General features: G+C 64.5%; 16 protein-coding genes and 4 pseudogenes. 6 read left to right on the forward strand and 14 right to left on the reverse strand.

The genetic code is table 11. The features are described from left to right. Positions 1-151 precede the first annotated feature (151 nt). Positions 152-706 carry a hypothetical protein gene (locus tag JVH1_RS21030; protein WP_009476214.1) on the forward strand — a complete coding sequence of 185 codons (555 nt, stop codon included), beginning with the start codon at positions 152-154 and terminating at the stop codon, positions 704-706. 64 nt (positions 707-770) lie between these two features. Here JVH1_RS21030 and JVH1_RS21035 read toward each other — a convergent pair whose 3' ends face one another. The 3 genes from JVH1_RS21035 to JVH1_RS21045 all read right to left on the reverse strand — a co-directional run bounded on the left by JVH1_RS21035 (position 771) and on the right by JVH1_RS21045 (position 1,877). Further along, entirely contained in the window at positions 771-908 is a 138-nt protein-coding gene (locus JVH1_RS21035; RefSeq protein ID WP_009476213.1) for a hypothetical protein, read from the reverse strand. 138 nt (positions 909-1,046) lie between these two features. Next, positions 1,047-1,448 carry a hypothetical protein gene (locus JVH1_RS21040; protein ID WP_157174024.1) on the reverse strand — a complete coding sequence of 134 codons (402 nt, stop codon included), beginning with the start codon at positions 1,446-1,448 and terminating at the stop codon, positions 1,047-1,049. A gap of 210 nt (positions 1,449-1,658) precedes the next feature. Then, positions 1,659-1,877 (reverse strand): hypothetical protein, encoded by a 219-nt coding sequence (locus JVH1_RS21045; RefSeq protein ID WP_009476211.1) that lies wholly within the window; start codon positions 1,875-1,877, stop codon positions 1,659-1,661. 467 nt (positions 1,878-2,344) lie between these two features. On the opposite strand from JVH1_RS21045, the gene JVH1_RS21050 reads away from it, so the two are divergent. Then, entirely contained in the window at positions 2,345-2,785 is a 441-nt protein-coding gene (locus tag JVH1_RS21050) for a MerR family transcriptional regulator (protein ID WP_009476209.1), read from the forward strand. Between the two features lie 148 nt (positions 2,786-2,933). Here JVH1_RS21050 and JVH1_RS21055 read toward each other — a convergent pair whose 3' ends face one another. Next, complete coding sequence (locus JVH1_RS21055) at positions 2,934-3,425, reverse strand: hypothetical protein (RefSeq protein ID WP_009476208.1); 492 nt, start codon at positions 3,423-3,425, stop codon at positions 2,934-2,936. A gap of 606 nt (positions 3,426-4,031) precedes the next feature. Between JVH1_RS21055 and JVH1_RS21060 the strand changes: the two genes are divergently transcribed. Both JVH1_RS21060 and JVH1_RS21065 read left to right on the forward strand, forming a co-directional pair. After that, positions 4,032-6,581, forward strand: a complete 2,550-nt coding sequence (locus JVH1_RS21060) for a LuxR C-terminal-related transcriptional regulator (protein WP_192817841.1) — start codon at positions 4,032-4,034, stop codon at positions 6,579-6,581. A gap of 184 nt (positions 6,582-6,765) precedes the next feature. Next, on the forward strand, positions 6,766-10,350 hold the full coding sequence (locus JVH1_RS21065) for a YncE family protein (protein ID WP_009476204.1): 3,585 nt from the start codon (positions 6,766-6,768) through the stop codon (positions 10,348-10,350). On the opposite strand, the gene JVH1_RS21070 is transcribed toward JVH1_RS21065, so the two are convergent. From JVH1_RS21070 to JVH1_RS21080, 3 genes and pseudogenes are all read right to left on the reverse strand, one after another. Beyond that, a complete protein-coding gene (locus tag JVH1_RS21070) occupies positions 10,347-11,102 on the reverse strand; it encodes an acyl-CoA dehydrogenase family protein (RefSeq protein ID WP_009476203.1) in 756 nt (251 codons plus the stop codon). The genes JVH1_RS21065 and JVH1_RS21070 overlap by 4 nt on opposite strands. A gap of 3 nt (positions 11,103-11,105) precedes the next feature. Then, positions 11,106-11,428 (reverse strand): annotated as a pseudogene (locus JVH1_RS21075) (tryptophan-rich sensory protein); the annotation flags it as partial. A 133-nt stretch (positions 11,429-11,561) separates the two neighbouring features. Then, positions 11,562-11,903 carry a WhiB family transcriptional regulator gene (locus tag JVH1_RS21080; RefSeq protein ID WP_011595908.1) on the reverse strand — a complete coding sequence of 114 codons (342 nt, stop codon included), beginning with the start codon at positions 11,901-11,903 and terminating at the stop codon, positions 11,562-11,564. Positions 11,904-12,753: 850 nt separating this feature from the next. On the opposite strand from JVH1_RS21080, the pseudogene JVH1_RS21085 reads away from it, so the two are divergent. After that, positions 12,754-13,308: pseudogene (locus tag JVH1_RS21085) on the forward strand (IS30 family transposase); the annotation flags it as partial. A 976-nt stretch (positions 13,309-14,284) separates the two neighbouring features. After that, positions 14,285-14,734, forward strand: a pseudogene (locus tag JVH1_RS21090) (IS30 family transposase); the annotation flags it as partial. Positions 14,735-14,939: 205 nt separating this feature from the next. Here JVH1_RS21090 and JVH1_RS21095 read toward each other — a convergent pair. The 7 genes and pseudogenes from JVH1_RS21095 to JVH1_RS21125 form a co-directional block, all read right to left on the reverse strand. Beyond that, the gene (locus JVH1_RS21095; RefSeq protein ID WP_009476198.1) at positions 14,940-15,806 is read right to left on the reverse strand and encodes an SMP-30/gluconolactonase/LRE family protein; all 867 of its coding nucleotides are present in this window, start codon (positions 15,804-15,806) and stop codon (positions 14,940-14,942) included. Beyond that, positions 15,739-16,041, reverse strand: a pseudogene (locus JVH1_RS21100) (hypothetical protein); the annotation flags it as partial. The gene JVH1_RS21095 and the pseudogene JVH1_RS21100, both read right to left, overlap by 68 nt. 153 nt (positions 16,042-16,194) lie before the next feature. Continuing rightward, positions 16,195-17,826 (reverse strand): NAD(P)/FAD-dependent oxidoreductase, encoded by a 1,632-nt coding sequence (locus JVH1_RS21105; RefSeq protein ID WP_009476196.1) that lies wholly within the window; start codon positions 17,824-17,826, stop codon positions 16,195-16,197. Positions 17,827-17,870: 44 nt separating this feature from the next. Next, positions 17,871-19,487 (reverse strand): AMP-binding protein, encoded by a 1,617-nt coding sequence (locus JVH1_RS21110; RefSeq protein WP_009476195.1) that lies wholly within the window; start codon positions 19,485-19,487, stop codon positions 17,871-17,873. Then, positions 19,484-20,557, reverse strand: coding sequence for an acyl-CoA dehydrogenase family protein (locus JVH1_RS21115; protein ID WP_011595902.1), 1,074 nt, complete (start codon positions 20,555-20,557; stop codon positions 19,484-19,486). Before JVH1_RS21115 ends, JVH1_RS21110 begins: the two co-directional genes overlap by 4 nt. Positions 20,558-20,559: 2 nt before the next feature. Continuing rightward, a complete protein-coding gene (locus JVH1_RS21120; protein ID WP_043779968.1) occupies positions 20,560-21,726 on the reverse strand; it encodes an acyl-CoA dehydrogenase family protein in 1,167 nt (388 codons plus the stop codon). A gap of 19 nt (positions 21,727-21,745) precedes the next feature. Then, positions 21,746-22,519 (reverse strand): enoyl-CoA hydratase-related protein, encoded by a 774-nt coding sequence (locus tag JVH1_RS21125; protein WP_005264718.1) that lies wholly within the window; start codon positions 22,517-22,519, stop codon positions 21,746-21,748. Positions 22,520-22,891: the final 372 nt, after the last annotated feature.

Raw genomic sequence — 22,891 nt, forward strand, 5'->3', positions numbered from 1 at the left:
GGTAAAAGTACGGATGAGATGACTTGTGTCCTATTTCGCAACACTGGTTGCTCCATGAAGATGGTGTAGGAAACGGAGTCGGATCTGACCATCGTGTCGTAACCCAATGGAGGCGCGGGCGGGGTCACCACCGAACACGGCCGGAGCGAGCGTGCACGCCGGTCCGGTCGCGTCGGACGCGGGTGCCGGTGTGCACGCCGGTGTGGCGGGGCACTCGGTGGTCATCGATTCAGAGGCGCCGCGGCCGGTCGATGCGGCGGTCATCGGGGGACGGTTGGTGGAGCTGGTCGGAGACCGCGACAGTGCCACCCTCTCGCATGCGCTGTCGGCGATGGGGTGCAATCCTCATCCCGGTTCCGGGCATCCGGACTACGAGCAGGTGCTGGCCTGGGTGGTCGAGGCGATCGCGGAGGTGATCGTGGCCCGTCTCGGACCCGCGCCGTCGGGACAGGAGTTCGCCGTTGACGTGCATCGCACGGACGGCGGTGTAGTCGACCCCGCGGAGCTTCCGCAATCCGGGGACTGGGTGCTGCGCACGGCCGGGGCGTTCCTGGCCGACGACCCCGAGGCAGGGCAGGAGCGGCTCGCGGCGGCCGGGCGGGAGCTGGACCCGGTGCAGCGGGCCACGCTGCTCGCCGACGCCCTGATCTGGCTCGACTTCCTCCTGGACGTCGACGCTCCCGATCCCCCGGACCTGGCCGCCTGACGTCGCGACCGCGTTCCTTGACACGGTGGGCGAATGCCTGACGAATCCCGGTGAGGGGAAGTGGTCAGCTGCGGGGCTGGGTGGTCAGGTTCAAGGTGGTGACGACGGATTCGAGGCCGATCTGGGCCCATTCGGCGGCGATCGTCAGGAACGGTGTGGGTGGGGAAATCGGGATCCAGTAATGCGGTTCGGTGCGGTACATGCACACGCCGCCGTCCCCGGCGCGCAGGTCCGGACGGGCACGGTACGGGTCGGCGACCGCAAGCTGATCGGCTCCGATCCAGACATCGAGGTACGACCAGTGCCCGGAGCTGTCGCGGGCGTCGGTGAGGGGGCGGGTCTACATCCGCGCCGCCACCGCGGGTCGACCGTTGGCGGTAAGCGTCAGATGCACGCTCAGCCCGGAGTCGAACGCGGTGATCCGGACCAACTCCAGCGTCAGGTGTGTTTGTGCGGCCAGAGGGCGCCGACGGTGGACCTCGATGCCGCCGGTGGCTGGCAGCGGGCTCTCGGGCCACCGTCTGATCGGCACCGGGGGTGTGTGATGTTCCTGTTTCGCCGGCACGGCCAACACGCTCTCTGTCGGAGGGGTGGCGTCCGTGTACCCGCGACCGGTGATAGGGAAGCGGACGGTCACGACGCCGGACACAGCAGGTGCCCGCAGCATCTGCGGGGCCGCCCGACGCCCCGCCGGATCTCCGCCCAGGTGTTCGCGTTGGTGCGGCGCAGCCGGGGTATACACCAGCAGGCACCCCGATGGTCCGGAGCATCGGAGCGGTCCAGGCTGCATCAGTTCAGACCAGTAGCTGCTGCAGCCGCCACCGAGCTACGCGGCTCGCGCCGGCGCGAACATGCTGTGAGTCCTTCCGCTGCAGCAAAAGACGGCTGCAGGAGGGACTTCCTCGACGATGCCAACCCCATCGGGGACGGCGAGCGACAACGTCGACGCTTCTCACGGCGCGCTCTCCGACGCCCCCTCGGGTGCAGGTGCGAGATGCGCGTCCGTATCGGGTGCCGGCTGCGTGGGATCAACGTGTTCGAGCCGCGCACCGTTGCCGCCGTACACCCCCGCGTCGTATCCCTGGGCGCGTAGCCCGGCGCAGACCCGGAATGCTTCGTCACGGTCCCCGTACACGCCGAACTCTGCGCACTTCGTAATGCCCTGCGCCATGCCGATACTCCCTGAATATCGATCCGGCACTCACATCTGATTCCCGATCTCGATACCAGTGATCCTGCCGACGACGGATCGGGACGACCACACCTGATCTGAGGAAGCGGACATCTCGACGCCTACTGCGACTGCCGACTTCGTCGTCCGTCATCGATCACCGAGAGCCGGTCCGTCGAGCGAGCGGCCGCCGACGTGGACAGAAAAGTCGGCTGCCGGGTGTGAAATCCCCGGTCAACCGCTCCAGAATATCTGTAGTGGTGACTGTAGACATTGAGGCATCGCTGTTGTAGAGTTCCTCTCGTCGCAAGGAAAGAGTTCACGAGATGCGGGAGAGAATGAACTGCCCGCAGAGAAGTAACGCAAGACCAGGATGTGCCGGGCAAGGGTTGATATGAGTGTGTAAGGCCCCGGCATATCCGGCGGCTGCCGGGCGGCACGAAGGCCCGACAGCCGGAAGAAGTGCAGTGAACAAGGAAGTGAAACCCGCTCCGGCCCCCGGTGCCTCACGGCGCCGGGGGCCCTGTCCGTTGGAAAGGCGTCACCCCATTCCGGAAGATTCGCCCGACCGCCGCGCGGCCGGGAAGCTCGACGACGAGGACTACCCGGCGTACAGCATGGGTCACGCCGCTGAGATCCTCGGCGTGACACAGGCATTCCTGCGCAGCCTCGACGCCGCGAAGCTGCTCACCCCCGGGCGCTCGGAGGGCGGCCACCGCCGCTACTCCCGATACCAGCTGCGTCTCGCCGCCCGAGCCCGCGAACTGATCGACCAGGGCACCGCGCTCGATTCCGCGTGCCGCATCATCATCCTGGAAGACCAACTCGCCGAGGCCCGACGCATCAACGCTGAACTCCAGCACACCCCCCGCCCCAAGTCGGATCAGCCCGGCCCCGCATCCGGCTGACACGCCGCCGCCCCGAGGTTCATTCCGCGGAAGCCGCCCGATCCGCTCGGCGACCTCACCTCGGGCCTTTGCGAGAACTCAACACCATGCGAGGCGTCGGCGTGCGGTCCCGCTAAACCATCGATGAGCAGACAAAATCGGAGGCCTTTCAGCGGCCCATCACCGCGTGCACACTCCGATGTTGGACCACGACCGGCCCAGCTAGTCTGGCGGGCCAGATCTGAATCTTGTACTGCTCGACCGGCACTTCCGCGACGAGGTCCCACATAAGATCACACCCGAACGAGTGGACTCGGACGCGGTAGGTTCCCGCGCCGGCGGAGAGAACGGTAGGCGGAAAACCAGCGATCGGCGTCTCCGAGTCGGTCAGCACGGCGACAGTGTCGGAAAATGTCTCGAACGAAACCTCCTCGATGTCTTCCCAACCGTCGTCGACAGTGACTGGACGGTCGCCGAGCACTTGCACCTCGAGATCGAGCGGACTCATGTACATCCCGGTATAGACGTAGACCATCCCGGGATCGCCCGCGGCTAGGCCGAAACCGATTTCCGGAAGTGGCGGAAGCTCCTCCCACGCGTGTTCATCCTCGTCCTTCAGACAGAACATGCGGTCGACCTCCGCGCCGCCCGTGTATCGCACTCGTCTCACCTTCCACAGTCCGATCGACTCTGTATCCATCTTCGAGTACCCGCCGGAGGATCCGCTGACGCTCAATGACAGGTCACCGAACCACCTGCGGAACGGTCCGGAAACGCGTCGGCGAACAGGTGGTTCCCGCGAGCGGATCCACCAACGGTCGTCGAATTCCGCTAAGGCAGAGGAAGGATCGCGCCGGCAAGCTCTGACGGGTCAGGAAGCACCAGGTGCGTGGTCACAGGTTCGAGTCCGATCTCGGGCCACTCAGCGACCAGCGGCAGGTCTCGGGTTTGCGGTAAATCGGTCAGTTCGTACAGGTACTCCCGCTGGTAAAAGTCCTGGCTGTCGTACCAACCGCGACTGTCACTACGAAGCACTGGTTGGAGAATCGGATCTTCGAGTGCACGAAGTCGCATCGGACGACCATGGACCTGGCCGGCACGGCGTTTACCCGTCTCAGGGTCGATGACAGATGGCGCGGTGTATTGGCGTCTCATCGCTTCGGCGTGAATGCGGGGGATCCGTCGCGCCAACTACCGCTGAAAGACGCAGAGCGTCAGGGATCGATGATTTCCCGCCGCCTACTAACGCAGTAGCTAAGATTGCGCCGTGGACGATGTCTGGCCACTTGTTGGCCGGGATGAGGAACTGCGGCGCATCTGGGCGGTTATCGAAGGCTCTGGTGATGACTCTGGGGTCCTTGTGGCGGGCGGTGTCGGTGTTGGCAAGAGTCGGTTGGTGCGTGCCGCCGTCGCCGTACTTGCCAAACGGCACGCCGTCCGGTGGGTCACCGCTACGGCCTCGGCCCGAACTCTTCCGTTGGGAGCGTTTGCTCAATGGGCGCCGATCTCGCAGGCCGACCCGATGATGGTCATCCATACCGTCATCAAAGCGCTCACTGCTGGCGACAAGCCCGTAGTCGTGGCCGTCGACGACGTTCACCTGCTCGACGACCTGTCCGTCGTCGTCATCCAGCAACTCGTGCAGCGCGGCCTTGCCCGGGTCGTGCTCACCCTGCGCAGCACAGAACCGGTCCCCGACACCATCACCACCCTCTGGAAAGACGGGTTCCTCAACCGGATCGATTTAGATCCCTTGGGCGAGAACGACACTGAACGCTTGCTTTCGCAAGCGCTCGCTGGGCCCGTCGGCCCCGCAACGGCGGCCGAACTGTGGAACCTGACCCGCGGCAATGTGCTGTTCCTCCGGCATCTCGTTCGCCAGGAACGGGACGCCGGACGGCTCGTGCGCGACGTCGGCACCTGGCGGTGGAGCGGTGAACCCGTCGTCTCACCCACCCTCGCCAAACTCATTACCGGCCAGCTTGGTTCGCTGACCGATGACACGACAGAAGTCCTCGACTACCTCGCGATTGGCGAACCCATTGACGGCACGGTGTTGGAAATCCTCACCAGCCCGCATGCGGTCAAGGAAGTGCATTCCCGCGGCCTCATCGACATGACCACTGACAACGGCGATATCGCCGTCCGCCTCAGCCACCCCCTCTACGGTGAAGTCCGTCGCAGCACTGGCAACCTCCTACAACTGCGCCGCCTGCGCGGTCGTCTCGCAACCGCTCTGTCCACCCGTCCTGATCCAACACCAGCAGCTTTGTTGCGACGCGCATTGCTGACCCTCGAATCCGACCTGCCACCCGACCTGAAGCTTCACCTCGCCGCCACCGCCACCGCACTACGGCTCCACGATGCTCCCCTCGCCCTTCGTTTCGCGGACGCCGGACATATATCTGACAGCGGCTTCCAAGGCGCGATGCTGCACTACTGGGTGCTCCATCACGTCGGTCGGGCGCAGGATGCATTCACCCTGCTCGAGGCGCTCGATGAGAACGCGCTAACGATCGAGGAGCAACGGCGACTGTCCGTTATGCGAGTCGGCACCCTCTGCTGGAGCCTCGGCGATCCCGAACGGGCGAGGCACGAACTGGCAATCGCCAAGGTAGCGCCCTATAACCACAAATCATCCGAGCTAGCCGCATTCGAAGCACTCCTCGAGTCGGTGCAAGGCCGACCTGACCGCGCGATCGCCGCAGGAAACGTGGTCTTTCAGGCTGCGCCGAGCGATATGGCATTCGTGCTCACCTCATGCGCCCTGGTCATTGCCCACGGTTACTCGGGAAATGCCGCCAAGGTTTCTCCGTTGACCAAGCGTGCCTCCGCTTTGGTCGCAACATCTAGTGATGCTTCCGCGCTGGAGTACGGGATCGTCTACTTCCACATCGAAGCAATGTTCATCGCGGGGTACCTTCAGGCCGCGGAACAAGTCATGACCCAGTTTGTCGAGTATGCCGCGAACACTCCCGGAACCATAGGCTTGTTCGTCTCATTGCTTTACAGCTATGTAGACCTGTCCCAAGGTCATCTGAGCGCTGCGCTCAAGGTTCTGAACAGGGCGGATCGCGAATTCCGTACCACCACGTACGACAGATCAGCTGTCGTCAGCTGCCGGGTTTACCTGATTCTCGCGTTATCGCGTCGCGGGGACGGGAAACGCGCAGCGGAGCTGGTGCGCGATCTCGACACGCTGAATCCCTACGGCTTCCTCCGATCAGCGTGCACCCTCGCCAAAGCATGGGCTGCGGCCGCCCAGGAGATGATCGCCGATGCAATCCGCATCGCCCGGAAGGCGGCCGCGATCGCGGCCGAACGCGGCCACTTCGGCCAAGAACTCCTGTGTCTGCAAGCCGCATCGCAATTCGGCGATCGCACCACAGCGCACCGGGTGAACGAGCTCACCGCGCTCGTCGACGGGCCACGCGTCCACGCCGTTGCACTGCATGCCAATGGTCTGACCAGCGTAAACGGCGAAAAACTCGCCGAAGCCTCACGGCGGTACGAAGAAATCGGTGACATCGTCGCAGCGACCGATGCCTCGGCCCAAGCCGGAACTCTCTTCCGCGAACAGCAACATCACGGTTCCGCACTGACAGCCATCGAACGTGCCAGGACGCTGGCAGGCACCCACCGCGGAGTCAACACCCCCGCACTGCGCCAAGCCGTCGAAACCACCCCACTGACGAGACGGCAGCGCGAAATCGTCGCCCTCGTCTCCCAGGGCTTCACCAACAAAGAGATCGCCGAACGCCTCGGAGTCTCCGTCCGCACAGTCGAAGGCCACCGCTACCACGCCAGACTGCGCTGATCGCGCGTCGCCGCAGTAACCAGAAAAATCGCGTAGTCGACTACGCGGTTCAGATCCGCGACTGAGCGAGACGATCATTGCTGTCCCATGCAACTCGAGAAGCGCTTCGAGGCGATAAGCCAGCCCAGCCCTTGGATGGTGCGTCCGGACTGCAGTTCGAAGCGTCCTCATGGAGGAGTAACCCATGATTGACGACAAGCATCTGAAGCACCTCGGCGAGCTGGCGGTGGCAGTGGGCATAGGGCTTGCGGTCGCGCCGGCGGGCATGGCGGTGGCAGCACCGTCCATCGGCGACTCGTCCACGTCGTCGAGTTCCGACTCCTCCGACCAGGCATCCTCCGACAAGACATCGTCCGACCGGAGATCCACGGACCGATCCACGGACGGGACTTCGTCGGACCGGACGTCATCCGGCGCATCGGGTACCGACTCGGCCTCGGCGAGCGGCAGATCCGGATCGTCGACGACCGGCGACTCGAACACGGCTTCGCAATCCACCTCCGGCACCGATACCCACTCCACCGCGGGCACCGAATCCACGTCCTCCACCTCGAACGACGAGGCGAACGGGTCCGGCGCGACGACCCTCGACACCGGCACGCCATCCGACCCCACGACACCCGACGGCTCGTCGACGGCGGACGGCGGTGGCATGCCGGATCCGGGCACAACAGCAGACGAGTCCGGGCAGGTCGGATCGAGTTCTGCCACCACGGCACCGGACACCATCGACGTGTCCGGGGCCGCGATCGCGCCGGCCGACCGGCCTCCGGCGGGAGCAGTCGCCGAGCGATCGGATTCGTCCTCGTCCTCGGCACCCGCACAGGGTCACGACCGCGCACCTGCGGGCAGCGCCGTTGCGCCGAACCCATCGACCACCCCGGTGACGGGCAGCTTCGGCACGGCACTCGCCCCGCCGGCCATGGTGGAGGGCCCGGCAATGCGCGGACCCGTCCCGGCCGCGCCGGCAGCGATTCCGGCTGCAGTGTCGGCGGTGGCTCCCGCGATCACCACGATCGACGGGACGACGGCCCTGGCGCGCCGGGTATCCGACGCCCATGCGGACGCGCCGCAGGTCGGGACGCAGGCATTGGCCCCGTCTCTGCCCACCCCGGCGGTGGATGTCGCATCCAGCGTCGTGTCGAAGGTGCTCGGCGCCCTCGGTCTTCGTCCGTTCCTGTCGAATGACCCACAGGTTCCGATCGAGTCGCCGACGTTCTGGGCACTGGCCGCGGCGTGGTGCCGTCGACAGGAGAAGGCCATCACCACCGACGCGAGCCGAGCGCTGGCTGCCGCCCCCGTCACGACCAGCGAGCCGATCGAATCGGTCGCCGGAACACGAACATCCCCCGTTGCGACCGGCGAGCCGATCGAATTGTTCGCCGTCGCGAGCGCCGCATCCACCGGCCCGAGCTCTGCATCCACTGCCGGGCCGATCGTCTATGCCCCCGATCGCGGCACCGGTACGGTGCTCGGCTCGATCAATGCGTCCGGCAACCAACTTCGTTACGAGGTCACCGGACCGCCGAGCGGCGGAACGGTCACCGTCGACGGTACCGGCGGCTTCAAGTACACCCCAACCCAGGCAGCGCGCCAGGCAGCCTCTGCGGCCGCGCTGAACCCGGCCGCGCTGGACCCGAACGCCAATTACGACTCGTTCACTGTCACCGTCACCGACGTCCAGTCCAGCAACCAGGTGGACGTGCAGGTGCAGGTTCCGGTATCTGCGGCACGGATGCAGGAAGTGCAGTCCACCACTGTCGGGTCCAACCCGTCCGGTGTGGTGTTCGCCGGCACCAGAACCTATGTGGCAAACCAGGGTTCGAAGAGCGTCTCCGTGCTCGACGCAAGCAACGCCGTCGTCGGCTCGGTGCCCGTCGGCACCTCGCCGACCGGCGTCGCGGCCAACCCGGCCGGGACCCGGGTGTACGTGACCAACAGCGGCAGCGGCAACGTGTCGGTGATCGACACCGCCACCAACAAGGTTGTCACCACCGTCACGACCGGCACCGCACCCAACGCCGTCGCCGTCAACCCCACCGGCACCCGCGCGTACGTCACCAACAGCGGCAGCAACACCCTCTCGGTCATCGACACCGCCACCAACAAAGTCGTCGGCACCGTGGCCGTCGGGGCTCGGCCGACCGCCGTGCGTGTCAGCTACGACGGCAGCGCCGCGTACGTCGTGACCGACTCGGATCGGTTGTGGGTGATCGACACCGCGACCGCCAAGGTGGTGTCGAATGTCGGTATCGACTCGGCCCCCGAGGCCGGCGCGCACAGCATCGCCATGAGCGCCGACGGCACTCGGTGGCGTGTGACCGACGCAGTCGACGGGCGGGTGCGGGCACTGTCTCTCACCCAGGTCAACTCCGCGCCATCCGCGGCATCGACGGTCGGCGCTCCCAGCACGTCCGACGGCGCGGTCACGATCACGCTCCCGCCCGACCCCGACGGCGACCCCGTGACCTTCACCTACACCGCACCACCGTCCGGTTCCGTCGTCGCCACCGGGGACGGGGCGTTCGTCTTCACCCCGACCGCCGCCGCCCGCGACCTCGCCCGACAGTCGGAGGGACCGGACACCGACACGGTCACCTTCACCGTCAGAGACGGCCAGGACGTGACCAACGTCGATGTCACCGTCCCGGTCACGCCGGCGCCTGCCGCGGGCGGGTTCGACATCGACTCGACATCGATCCCGGCGGGAGGCAGCCCGACCGGCGCGGTTCTCGTCGGCGACCGGCTGTACGTCGTGAGCGAGGACGGCTTCGTGCAGGTCGTCGACCGCGACACCAACACGGTCGTCGGTGCGCCGATCACGGTCGACTGGGCGTCGTCGAACATCGCGGCCGCCCCGGCGGTCGACCGCGTGTACGTCAACAGTCCCTATACCGGCACCATCTCGGTGATCGACACGAGCACCGACACCGTCGTCGACACGATCTGGCTGCCCACCTCCCCCGACTACCAGGGGTATTCCCTGGCGCAGGAGTTGGCCGTCAGCCCCGACGGGACGCGCCTCTACGCCAGCGGTGAGGACGGCACGGTGTCGGTGGTCGACACTGCAACGAACACCCTCGTGACCTCGCAGTCCCTCGGATACTTCACCGATCTGGCCGTCAGCGAGGACGGCCGTCACCTGTACGGCACGAGCGGTGCGTCCGTTACCGTGATCGACACCGAGTCCATGACCAGGACGGCGGAGGTCACCGTCGGGCCGGTGTGGGACCTCACCCGCTCGAGCAGCGAGTTCACCGATGTCGTCAGCAGTGTCGCTGTCAACGCGGTCGGCACCCGGGCCTATGCCACGTACCACGTCAGCACGGTGGAGCTCGCCAGCGGCGGCTACTCCAACGGACAGTTTATCGTCGACGGCACCGGACGGCTCTGGCGTGTGACGGGCGGATACGAGGTCGTCGCGGTGATCGACGTCGACCCGTCCAGTACCACCTACGGGACCCAGCTCGCGACGGTCCGGCTGCCCGAGGGAGCACAAGACGTGGCGATCAGCGCGGACGGCGATCTGCTGTATGTCTCCGGCGCGGACGGCCGGACCGTCTCGGTGGTCGACACCTCGACACACGCCGTGCTCGGGACCTTCGTGACCGACCCGGACGGCTCGACCTCCGGATCGTATGGACCCTACCGAATCCTGCTCGTCGATCCGGACACCGGCGGAACGCTGTACGTGACCGACTACGCCGACGGCGCCGTGTATGCAGTCACCGGCGCACCGGGCGGCGCACCCGCCGCTGTACTCACCTAACCGAACCGACACGGTGGAAGACGCGAACGGCCCCCGATTCCTTGCGGGAGCGGGGGCCTTGGTCGTGCGTGTCGCATCACCTCGCTGGTTCCACCCAAGATGCGGGTTCCCAGCGCATCGGCGTAAAGCTTGGCTATGGGGTATTCGGTGATGTAGCCGTAGCCGCCGTGCAGCTGTAGGCACTTGTCGACGACCCGACTTTGCATTTCGGTGGTCCACGGCTTGACCAGTGCGGCCTGTGCAGGGGTGAGTGCGTTCGTGTCGTGCTTCTCGATGGCGTCGTCGATCAGTGCCTGTCCCGCCGCGATGTCGGCTGCGCAGTCGGCAAGGACGAACTTCGTGTTCTGGAACCCAGCGATCGGCGTGCCGAACGCTGTACGGCTGCGGGTGTAGTCCACCGTGTGCTCGACCGCCCGGCGGGCGGAGGCGACGGCGCCGATGGCATTGACCAGGCGCTCTTGCGGCAGGTTCTGGGAAAGGTACCGGAAGGCGTGCCCTTCTTCCCCGATGCGGTCCTCGACCGGGACGCAGACGTCGTCGAACGAAAGTTCGCACGTGTCCTGAGCTTTCAGGCCCAGTTTGTCAAGCATACGACCGATGGTGAACCCCGGTGAGGTGCTGTCGATCGCGAGGATGGTCAACCCGGCGCGGCGATTGGCCTTCTCCGGCGGCGAGGTGCGGCAGACCACCAGGACACGTCCGGCATGGCGGCCACCGGCGATGAACGTCTTCGCGCCGTTGACGACGTTCACCTAGGCTATCCATGCCGCGTTCAGGATCATCGCCGCGGCGAGCCACCACCCGGCGCGGTGTTGCCGAGGATCGGTGCGGTGCGCGGGCAGTGCCTGCCAGATCGCGAGCGTGAGGATCCCGAGGTAGATCAGGGTCCAGTTGGAGAAGAAGGCAGGCTCCGCCGGGGGCCACTGCGGTGGCGTCGGCGACCTGGGAGATCGGGGTTCCCACCAGGCGCCCCTGAGCCGATGATCGAACCCACGACCGCCACCACCGCGGAGAGGATCACGACGAGCACACGGGCACCGTCGTGAGGCGATGATTCTATCGATCCGCTCGTTGTCACTCCTTCCGGGAGAAAGTCCGTTGTCGAGGATAGGGACTTCAGGAGGGCCGTCTGCCGGTTTGCGGAGATACGTTCGCAGGTTTTCGGAGGCGGAGCCGTGACGGGGGTATCGATGTCACCGCCCACGTGTTCGTCACGTGCGCGAGCAGGTGGTAGAGCGGTGGTGGTGTGGTGCCGGAGCGTGTGTGGCGTCGCGGTGGCGGGCTGGGAAGCGGGTGCGTCGGATGTGGCGGGTGCGCTCGGTTTCGGACATGCCACCCCAGATGCCGTAGGCCTCGGTGGCGGTGAGAGCGTGGGCGCGGCACTGTGCGAGTACGGGGCAGTCTTGGCAGATCTGTTTGGCGGCGCGCTCACGTCGGGCGCGGACGTTGCCGCGTTCACCGTCGGGGGAGAAGAACAGGTCGGTGTCGGTGCCGCGGCAGGAGGCGCGGTGTTGCCAGTCCCGGGCGGGGGAGTGGTGGAAGTGATTAGGCACAGCGGGCTGGGTCGCTTTCGGAGTGGAGCGGTGGGCCGATCTGTCGGTAAGGGTGGAGCGCGTGGGTGTGGCCGGCGGAGGTGGGCTTGCTTGCTGTCGTGGTATGCCAAGCGGATCGGTGTGGGTTGGCGTGGCCTCCCGGGAACAACCACGTTGTCATACCCTTCATCCGAAGATGTTGTGCGACATGACCCCTCGACACATCGCGGTGTCACTTCTGATGCCCGGGAGGCGGCAGTCGGGTAGCGGCAGCGACAGACCTGGGTCCGGGACTGTGATCGGTGCGGCACCACGTCCGCAGGGCGGTTCGGTGCGTTGATGCCTGGGCTCGACATCGGTGGGACCGGGACGAACCCGGATGATCCACACTCGGTCACCTCTAACGAGGTGGTAAACGGTGTGCAATTGATGGTAGCGACACGGCGAACGATACTGAAGGGTATCGCTCGAAAGTAACTGGTATCACATCCGCCGTCTCGTTCGCGTGCGTCGTCCGTGACCGGCTTAATCGCCACGTCCGGGATCGAGATGTTGCCAGACTGGCTCGGACGGTAATCCGGCGCTTCTCGGACGGTGTTCGAGAGGCGGACGGGGCGACGGTGTCGGTGGATATCGACGTGAGGGCTTCGGGCGGGTCGGCGTGCGCGGTATCGACGGGGCGGGTTCAACCGGTCGTTGCAACGTCCCTGATGATGAGGGGTGTCGCAGATGGTGATGATTGGTCGACCGCCGGCTTCGGAGCGGGCGCGGCTGTTGTTCTGGCAGTGTCGCACGCAAGGCGCGACCGTGGTGGAGGCGGCGTGCGCCGCCGAGGTGACCACCGTCCGCCCGGTTTCCGTCCGTCGAGGACCGCGAGCAGATCGACGTGATGTTGCGGGACCGCAAGAGTGTCGCCCGGATCGCGGCGGTGCTGGGTCGGCACCGCACCACGATCAGCCGGGAGATCGAGCGGGGCACCAACCGGCGCGGCTACTACGTCGCTTCCACCGCACACCCGGCCGCGCAGGCGAGGGGACGCCGACCGAAACCGGCGAAGCTCGCCGTCCACGACCGGTTGCGCGCGTTCGTGGAGAAACAGTTGAAGAAGAAGTTGTCGCCGGAGCAGATCTCCCGGACCCTGGTGCGCAGATTCCCGAACGACCCGGAGATGCGCGTGTCCCACGAGACGATCTACCTCTCGCTCTACATCCAGGCCTGCGGTGGCCTCAAACGCGAGCTGACCACCGCGTTACGGACCGGGCGGGCGTTGCGCAAGGGCCACCGCAAACCGGACGAGCGGCGCGGCCGGATCCCGAACATGCTCAATGTTTCCCAGCGTCCCGCCGAGGCCGAGGACCGGGCGGTCCCCGGGCGCAGGGGGGCGATCTGGTGCGCCTCGAGGCGCTGTGTGACCGAGCGGAGGTGAAAGACCTGCGCCGTTGTGCTGTCGCAGCAGCATAACGAAGCTGGGGCAGCCTGATCCGGGAGACGCCGGTGAGGGTGGCAAGCAGCCCCGACAACGACGGGACAGGCCAGCACTACCGGATGGTCTGGGTCCGGCAAGCATGAGGAGAAGGTGTACGCGAGGAACCAGTGTTCTAACGCCTCTCACTCTCCCGCCAGCTCTAACCCGGTGGATTCGGGCTGGTCTGCGATGCGCACCAACACCCGTTGTTTTGGTGTTGGGAACTCCGGGGTCGGTTTAGGTCGTCGGCTCCGGAGGCCACGGTGAATGCCTGCGGCGTAGCCGTGGCGATATCGCAGGGGCATAGGTGGGCACCTCACTCCTCGAGCGGTTAGCAGTGAACGTGGGAACCACCGCGAGGCTCCCGAGTATCGGCCTCTTCCAGGGGTCGGCTGGTCGGGTTGACGCGTCGTCTGACGATGGCCACGCGGAGGGGCCGTAGTAGTCCGAGCGGGGAATGCCTCGTACATGGCGAAGGGCCCCAGCGGAATTTGATGCAGCGAGTACGACACGAACGGAGGCGCTGGTGAATACCGGTGAGCTGGCATGGCCCGATCCCGATCGGGCGGCATGGCGGGTACGACAGATGCAACGCAAGCTGCACCACTGGGCGGTCGACGATCCCGACCGCCTCTTTGATGATGTGTTCAACCTCGTCCACCACCGAAGATTTTCTCACCGTCGCGTGGGAGCGGGTGCGGGGCAACAAGGGCGCACGTTCGGCCGGTGTCGACCGTCTGGCACCTGTATCCATCACCGGGGACGCCGAGACGGTCGCATTCCTGGGGCAGGTTCGAGACCAATTGAAGTCTCGGACCTTTGCTCCTCTGCCGGTGGCGGAAAGACTCATTCCGAAGAGTCGCACGTCCGGTGCGGAGGGCGGGCCGGGGAACGGACCGGGAGCAACCCCGGCACCGCGCCCCGGTCCGACCCCTACATCATGGGCGAAGCCAACCGGTCGGCGATCGGCACCCTCGTCGAACGCAGCACCCGGTTCGTGCTGCTGCTGCACCTGCCCGACGGGCACTCCGCCCGGAACGTGCGCGAGGCGAAGGCGGCGAAGATCGGCGAGCTCCCGTCGGCGTTGGCCCGGTCGATCACCTGGGATCAGGGCACCGAGATGCACCAACACGCCCGGTTCACCGTCGACACGGGGGTGCAGATCTACTTCTGCGATCCGCACTCCCCGTGGCAACGAGGCTCGAACGAGAACACCAACGGGCTGCTGCGCCAATACTTCCCCAAGGGCACCGATCTGTCCGTGCACTCCGAGGAGCACCTGCGGTTCGTTGCCGATGAACTCAACGACCGACCCCGCAAAACCCACGACTGGCATACTCCAGCCGAAAAGCTCAACGAACTACTCGATGGTGCAACGACCGCATGAATCCGCCTGGTCGACAAGATCGCCCGCGATGAACCCGGCCGGCGCGGGGACTCGATCAGTGAAGGCCGGGGGCTTCGCCAGCGTCGAGGTCCACCAGGACGACCTGGCGCTTCGGACAATCTTCTGAAGGGTACGCGCTGTCGCACGCCCGATCCCGCCGCGGCCTTCGGTGACGATCGTGGTGTTCGCGTCTGTCTCCTCACGTTCAGATGGACGCCGGAACTCCGGTGCGCCCGACCTGCGCGACGGCCACATGAGCGGTCGAGCATCCTTCGTGAAACTCTTCGAGCGTTGTTGTGTTGCAGCAGAGGTAGAGGGTGTCGAGGTTCTCTCCGCCGAAGGCGCACGCCACTGCCCACGTGTCGGTGACCTCGACCTTATCGGTGATCTGGCCGCCTTCGACGACGCGATAGAACCCACTGTCGGCGCCGAGGGTCAACGCGTTCCCGAACCAGAGGCCGCCGTCACTGTCCAGGGCGATGCCATCGGGATGAAACGATTCGTCGAGCTGCGCCCATACTCGGTGGTTGGTCAGACCGCCATCTTCCGTCATGTCGAACGCGCTGATGCGGTGCGGGAAGGTTTCCGCGACCAGCAGGGTCCCATGGGGGGTACGTGCGCAGCCGTTGGGGAAGATCAGATCTCCAGGAACCTGCGAGACGCTGCGGTCGGCCCGGATGTGCACGAGGTGGGTCGGCTTGGGATCCTCTTCACCGAGTGCGAATCCGAAATTGCCGGCATACGCGTCGCCCGCCGGTGACACATACAGGTCGTTGCCGATCCCTCCAGCCAGTGCGCTGAAGTCGGCATACTGCTCGAGCTTGCCGCCGGCGGTGATGCGATACACCGACCGCTCGTTCTGCGAGACGACAAGGGGGGTCCCGTCGGGTAGGAAACCGAGTCCGGACGGTCGTCCGGGCACTTTGGTTATCGGCGTTGCGGTGCCGTCCTCGGCGAAGGTGAGCACCTGTTCGCTGAAGAAGTCGCTGGCCCAGAATTTTCCGTCATGCCAGCGAGGTGCCTCGAGAAACTGATGCCCGGTCGAGAATACTGTGGGTTGGTAGATAGCCATCGCGTGAACTCCTTAGTCCGTGCGGGTTGAGGTACTGGGTGATTGTCACTCGGCTGTCAGGAATTGGGTCCCCGAGCCAGGATTCACACTTGGGCACGATTGTGGACTGGATCAGCTCCTTGTGGAGAGGGTGGTCGAGATACTGCTGGAAGTCGGCTTCGTCCTGGAAATGGGGAACCAGTGCGTAGCTGGCGTTGTTCGGTTGCTTTCCGAGGTCGATACCGTGTCGGACATTGCGCGCGTACGGTATTCGGTCGCCGAAAAATTTGAAGTCCCTTTGGAATTCGTCGATTTCAACTGGTCGAGATGGACGGCTTGAAGGTGAATGTCACAACATGTATGAGCATGTCTACCCTCGGGTTCCGATCGGGTGGCTGGTCAGGTGAGATCAGACGAGTTCGAACTGCTCCTGATATCCACCGGCAGCAGCCTTCTCGAGGATCTCGAGGTATACCGAAAGTCCGCCGGGATACATGAGCATTTCGACGGTTTTGCCGGGCACGTTGGCGCCCATGTACCAAGACTTGGCCAGCGGGAAAAGGGTGGCCGAGGTCAGCTCTGCGCTATGCGCGCCCCAATATTGCTGGGCTTCCGGCTTGGCCTCGATACGGGTGTAGCCGTTGTTCCGCATGTGCTCGACGATCTGGATCAGATGTTCGCCTTCAAGTTCGGCGCATGTCGGACCATTGCAGAATGCGTTCGGGCTCTGGGGTCCGTAGACGTACAGGAGATTCGGGAAGCCTACTGTCGCCTTGCCTAGTGCTGTACGGCTGCCGCCGCGGAACACCTCCTCGAAGGTCTCATTTCCGGTGCCGCGAATATCGATGGCAGTCAAGCCTCCGGTGACCGAGTCGAAGCCGGTGGCCAGCACGATGACATCGACTTCGTGTCGGATACCGTCCGCGGTGATGATGGCGTCACTGGCGACCTCCCGGATCGGATTGGCAGAGGTATCGACGAGCTCGACATTGTCACGGCACAGGCTCTCGAAGTAGTTCTGCTCCAGGGAGACACGCTTGACGCCCCACGGATGGATCGGCTCGGTCGGTGCAAGCAGTTCCACCAACTCCGGCCTGGTGATACGTTGACGTGTCTTGTCCCGCCAGAACGCGTACAGGATGTCGTTGTCGTCCTTGTCGAACAGGACATTCAGGAAGCCGCCCAGCCAGGGCTGCAGTCCACCGTTGGTCCAGAGTTCCTCGAGTATTTCGTTGCGACGTTCCTCGGTCAGATCCTGGATGTTCTCTTTGAGGAAGTCATAATCGAAACCGGCCCAGGTGTTCTTGCGATTGGCGAATCGCTCCGGGTAGGTCTTCTTCATCTCGGCATTGTCCGCCTCGCCAAGCGCCCGCTGATTCATCGGAAGCGCGGTGTTGGGGGTGCGCTGGAACACCGTCAGATGATCTGCGACCTTCGAGGCCTCCTGGATTACCTGGACGCCGCTGGCTCCGGTGCCGATGACGGCGACCCGCTTGCCCGCAAGGTCGTAGCCCTCCAGTGGCCAGCGTGCTGTGTGGAAGCAGTCGCCCCCGAACTTCTCGAGGTCAGGGATGTTGGGGAAGAGGGGTTTGGAGCCGGCACCGAGACACATGATCACGAACTGCGCCTGGGTGGTGAATTCTTCACCGGTGCGCTCGTTGCGGGAGACCAATGTCCACCTATGGGTTTCTTCATCGAATCGGCCTGCCAGGACACGGGTCTCGTAGCGGACGTCTTTGCTCAGGTCGAGCTTGTCGTCGACGTATTCGAAGTAGCGAACCAGCTCGTCACGACCGGGGTACATCTCGCTCCAGTTCCAGTCGCGCCAGAGCTCTTCACGCGAGAACTGGTAGACCGGCGCCCAGGTATCGACGCGTGCACCTGGATAGGAATTCCAATGCCAGACGCCGCCGAGTCCGGTGCCGGCTTCGTAGATCTTGACGTTGTAGCCGAGGGTGCGCAGCCGGTCGAGCTGGTAGACGCCGGAGAAGCCGCCGCCGATGACGAGGACGTCGAGCTCCTCGAGGAGTGTGGTGTTCACTGGATTTCCTTCCGGAAGGGGTACGAGGGAGATGGGGAGTGCGATCAGACAGCGTTGTCGGAGGTCAGAGTGTCCCGGATTCGGTCGCGCAGGATGAACTTTTGGATCTTGCCTGTCGCCGTCCGCGGTAGTTGTTCGACGACTTCGAGCCGCTCGGGCAGCTTCTGGGTAGCCATCCGATGTTCGCGCAGGAACGACGTGAGCTCGTCCAGCGCAGGTGGATGCGCCTGGTCGCTCGGTACCACATAGGCGCAGATGCGTTCGACCATGATCGGGTCGGGCATGCCGACCACCGCGATATCGGCAATACCGGGATATTCGAAGAGCAGGTCTTCGATCTCCTTGGCGGAAATGTTCTCCCCGCCCCGGACGATGATGTCCTTACGCCGACCGGTGATCTGGATGTACCCGTCCTCGTCGATCACCGCCAGATCACCGGTCCGAAACCAGCCACCCGAGGCGAAGGCATCCGCATTGAGTCTCGAATCGAGGTATCCGGTGAACAGGTCAGGGCCGCGAACCTGCAGGTCGCCGACCGCGCCCGGGGGGACCGGAGTGTCGTGCTCATCGACAGTCCTCGCTTCTGCGGACCCGATAGGACGCCCGTCTGTGGTGGCGCGCTTGTCCAGCGGATCGCTCGCGTTTCCGCCGGACAGAGTCGGGAATTCGGTCGATCCGTAGATGCGGGTCGCGGTGCAGCCCAGCTGCTCCTCGGCCTGCCGGATCAGTTCGGGGGGTACGTCGGCGCCACCGCAACCAAAAACCCGCAGGGCGATGTCGTACTCGGCGAGATCCGGGTGGTGTACCAGTCCGTGCAAGAAGGGTGTGGCACCGACGACGAACGTGCAGTGTCGGCGTTGCAGCAACTCCAAGCCGGCGCCGGGGTCCCAGATATCTTGGAACACGACATGGCTGCCGAGCATGAACGGCAACTGCAGTCCGTACAGAATTCCGGTGATGTGACCGACCGGTGAGGGCATGTACACGATGTCCTCGCCGGTCAGATCGAAGAGTTCGATGATGCTCCGGTTCTCGTAATCCAGGCTTTCGTGGGTGTGTAGAGCACCCTTCGGATCGGAGGTGGTTCCGGATGTGTACAGAAGCAATGCGATATCGGTGCTGGCGTGCTCGACGGGATTGTCGAGTGGAGTTGCGCCCGAGAGGAGGTGGTCGAACTCGTTGTCGGAACCACGAACGGTGATCACATGCTCGAGGTCGGGAAGCGTGGGCGCCAGCTCGTCGAACATCCCACGGTGGTCGAAGGTGCGGAACATGCCGGGCGCAAATGCGATACGCGCTCGCGACTGCTTCAGAATGAACTGCACTTCGCGATGTCGATAGATCGGGATGATCGGGGTGGAGACGGCGCCGATCCGCAGCGCGCCGTGATGTACGACAATCGCTTCAAGCCAGTTCGGCAACTGCCAGACCACCGAGTCCCCCGGCCGGATCCCACGCTCGAGTAGCACGCCGGCCAACCGGCGGATCATGGCGTCGAGTTCGGCATAACTGACCTGACGATCGCCATCGACCACAGCCAGCCGATCGGGATGATGGTGTGCATACTCGGCCAATGCAGAATCGATCGTGCTGTGGCTCCACTCGCCGCTGGTGAGGTAGCGGTCGCGGCGCGCGGAATCGGTGTGAGTTGCGGTGATCATCGGTCGACTCCGTCGGTCAGGCGCCGCGAACCGATGAGTGCGTGGAGTTCGTGCTCGTCCCCATACCAGGTCCGCAGGGCGAGGACGCGGCGGTAGTACCAGTGTAGGTCGTATTCGGTGGTGAAGCCGATCCCGCCATGCAACTGCAAGGCGTCCTCGACCACCTGTCGTCCGGCGCCGGCGGCATAGGCCTTGGCCGTCCACGTTGCCATCTCGATGTCGAAATCAACCTCGGCAGAGGCAATATCGGAAACCGTTGCCTCGCAGAGTGCCTCCATCGAGATGGCCGCCTGTGCCATCGACGCCGCAATGTGTTTCACGGCTTGGAAGGATCCGACGGGCTTGCCGAATTGCTGGCGCTGCGCGACGTACTCGACAGTCTTCTCGAGCATACGGCGGGCGATACCACTGATTTCGCACGCGGTGAGAAGCCGGAACCATGCCCGGATCTGTCGTAGGAGTGTGGCCGCTTCGATTCCGGTGGCGAGGATCTCGGCGTCGGTGACAGTTCGCGATGCGATCTCCAGGCGCACGTAATGCGATGTGGGATCGGAACTGCTGATCGGCGTGAGCGCCAGCGCCGGGTCACTGCCCGGTAGGAGCAGCAGCGCCGGTCCGTCCGGGCCGTCGACTGCCAGTACCAGCGAGTCGGCCTCGGCGCCGAAGCGTACGAGTTCGATCGTTCCCTGGATCTGCCCCGATTCCATGTGCACGGAACCGATCGAGGATGCCCAGTCGAGAGTGACGGCAGGGTCGGCGAAGGCGACGAGCGAACCGTCGGGAATGTCGAGGTACGCCGGCAAGATCAGTTGCTCGACCAGGGGGCCGGGTACGAGCCGATCACCGACCAAGGCGATCAGACCGGCGACCGCGGTCAGGTCGATTCCTAGACCACCGCGGTTTTCGGGGCGGGTCAGCTCGGACCAGCCGAGGTCGTCGAGTTCGGCCATCAGCTCCGGGTCCCAGCCGCCGCCACTGAGCAGGGCATGGCGGTAGTCGGATGTGACACGGCGGTCAAAGAATTCGCGGATCGGGGTGACGAGGTCCACGTCAGCTGCGGTGAGACTCATCATCAGCTCCTGGGTAGGCCGAGCAGCCGCTCGGCAACGATGTTGCGTTGGATCTGCGATGTACCGCCGTAGATCGATGCGGCACGCGAGAAGTAATGATCGTGAATCAACTGCGCGGCGTTCAGCCCGAGAGGTTGTGATTCGGCGTCGAGGCGGAACGGTCCGAGGAGATCGACGAGGGCGCGGCCGACCACCTGCTCTGCGTCGTTGAGGACCAGCTTGTCGATCGAGTCGAGCGGATGTGGTCCCACTTCGTCGATCAGGCGTTGCACAGTTCGGCGGATCTGAGCATCCAACACCCGCAGCGCCACATGTGACTCTCCGATGGCGGTGCTGATCCGACGATTGGTCGTCGATTCCAGGGAGGTGCCTCGTAATCCGTCGATCGTCTTCTCGACACCCCAGCCGATCTCCACCTGTCGGCGCATTGCATAGTTGCCACGTTCCTGAGACAGGGTGTCGAGGGCAATTCGCCAGCCGTCGTTTTCCTTGCCGACCAGGTTGCCGACCGGGACTTCGACGTTGTCGAAGAAGACCTCACAGAATTCGGCATCGCCTGTCATCTGGACGAGTGGACGGACGGTGATTCCGGGGGAACTCATGTCGACGATGAGGTAGGAGATGCCGGCGTGCTTGGGTTCGGCGTCGGGGTCGGTGCGGCACAGCAATGCGCACCAGCTGGCCTGATTGCCCCAACTGGTCCAGACCTTCTGTCCGTTGACGACGTACTTGTCCCCGTGGCGAAGAGCGCGGGTCCGCAGTGATGCGAGGTCGGAGCCGGCAGAGGGTTCGGAGAACCCCTGACACCAGATGTCTTCGCCCGTGAGCAGCGGTGGCAGAAAACGGGAGCGCTGCTCGGACGAACCGTACCGGTGGATCGAGGGGCCGACCACATCGAGGCCGATCAATCCGATCGGGGCGGGTGCATGAGCGCGCGCCAGCTCCTCGGAGAAGACTTGCTGGTGCCGCGCGGTGAGGCCACGTCCGCCCGCTTCACGTGACCATCCCAGCCCCATCCATCCGGCATCGAATAGAGTGCGCTGCCATCGACGAAGGACGTTGTACCGTTCCTCCAGCCCCAACGGCACGGTGGGGATCTCTGTTTCGGCAAGCCACCTCCGAGCCTCGCGCCGCAGATCGGCGATCTCGGTGATCTGCTCGACCGGCACAGGTGAAACAGCATTCATCTCAAGCTCCCGTGTAGGCCGGCGCGCGATGCTCGAAGAATGCTGCCACAGCCTCTTTGGCGTCTGAGTAGGCGGACAACTCGCCGGAAAGACCCTGCTCGAACTCGTAGCCGCCCTTGAGGTCCTGGTATTCGATCGCATTGAGGCTGCGCTTGGCGAACCGCAACGTGACCGGCGAGTGCCGGACCATCTTGGCCGCCACGTCGTAGGCTACGTCGAGTAGCTGATCGGGATCGACGACTTTCAAGACGCCGCCCTGCTGCGCGAGTTCCTCGGCAGACAGCGGTTCGCCGGTGAGGTGCAAATAGCGGACCAACTGCTGCGGTACCAGGCGTGAGGCATGTTTGGCGCCGCCCATCACACCGACGTTGACCTCGGGAAGCGTGAAGGTGGCGCCCTTGGCTGCCACGACCAGATCACACGACGCTGCCAGGGCCAATCCGGTGCCCACGGCCACTCCGTGGACAGCTGCGATCACCGGCAACGGGCAATCGTAGATCGACCAGAACGCTTCACGGACCGCAAGCATGCGCTCACCGGCGTTTTCCGGCGTCATCGTCTGGAATTCGGTGAGATCGTTGCCGCCGCAGAAGTGCTTGCCGGCGCCGGTCAAGACGATCGCCCGAGCCTCGGGGAGGTACTCCTCCGTGTGGGTGAAGAACCACTTGATCTCTGCGTACATCTCGCGGGTGACCGCGTTGACCGGCGGGCGGGTAAGCCAGACCGTGCCTACCTTCTGATCGGTCTTCCATTGCAGAAATTGCAGATCCTTCATCGAAGTTCCTTTGTTCGAACGGGCGTAAGCAGAAGCTGTGACCGGCCGGGTGCGGATGGTCGCCTCCGTGAGGCGGCATGTCGTTGATCCCTAGTGGTTTGCTTCACGATCCGGGTGTGCTTCTACTCACATTAGTAGGCCCCGCTCCATAGATATGTCAATAGCTCGTATCTGAAATTGTGAAACTGCTCAGAGCCAGAGCGTTCAGAGGATGCTTGGTTGATTTTTCGTTCATTCGGAAGCATATGACCTGTTGAGGCGGCAAATGACAAGAAGGAAGAGCTGCCGATCTGCGAGTGAACCGCGGCAGTGTGAGGGGAGCATAGCTGAGTGTTAAGCCGAAAATGTCAGGCAAACGTATCTTTCATCGAA

Source organism: Rhodococcus sp. JVH1, from assembly GCF_000280725.2.
GTDB lineage: Bacteria > Actinomycetota > Actinomycetes > Mycobacteriales > Mycobacteriaceae > Rhodococcus_F > Rhodococcus_F jostii_A.

Coding starts and splice junctions, on each gene's coding strand:
- JVH1_RS21045 (WP_009476211.1), bottom strand. CDS start 1,877: ATGGCGCAGGGCATTACGAAGTGCGCAGAGTTCGGCGTGTACGGGGAC.
- JVH1_RS21125 (WP_005264718.1), bottom strand. CDS start 22,519: ATGAAGGATCTGCAATTTCTGCAATGGAAGACCGATCAGAAGGTAGGC.
- JVH1_RS21035 (WP_009476213.1), bottom strand. CDS start 908: ATGTACCGCACCGAACCGCATTACTGGATCCCGATTTCCCCACCCACA.
- JVH1_RS21115 (WP_011595902.1), bottom strand. CDS start 20,557: ATGAGTCTCACCGCAGCTGACGTGGACCTCGTCACCCCGATCCGCGAA.
- JVH1_RS21065 (WP_009476204.1), top strand. CDS start 6,766: ATGATTGACGACAAGCATCTGAAGCACCTCGGCGAGCTGGCGGTGGCA.
- JVH1_RS21110 (WP_009476195.1), bottom strand. CDS start 19,487: ATGATCACCGCAACTCACACCGATTCCGCGCGCCGCGACCGCTACCTC.
- JVH1_RS21095 (WP_009476198.1), bottom strand. CDS start 15,806: ATGGCTATCTACCAACCCACAGTATTCTCGACCGGGCATCAGTTTCTC.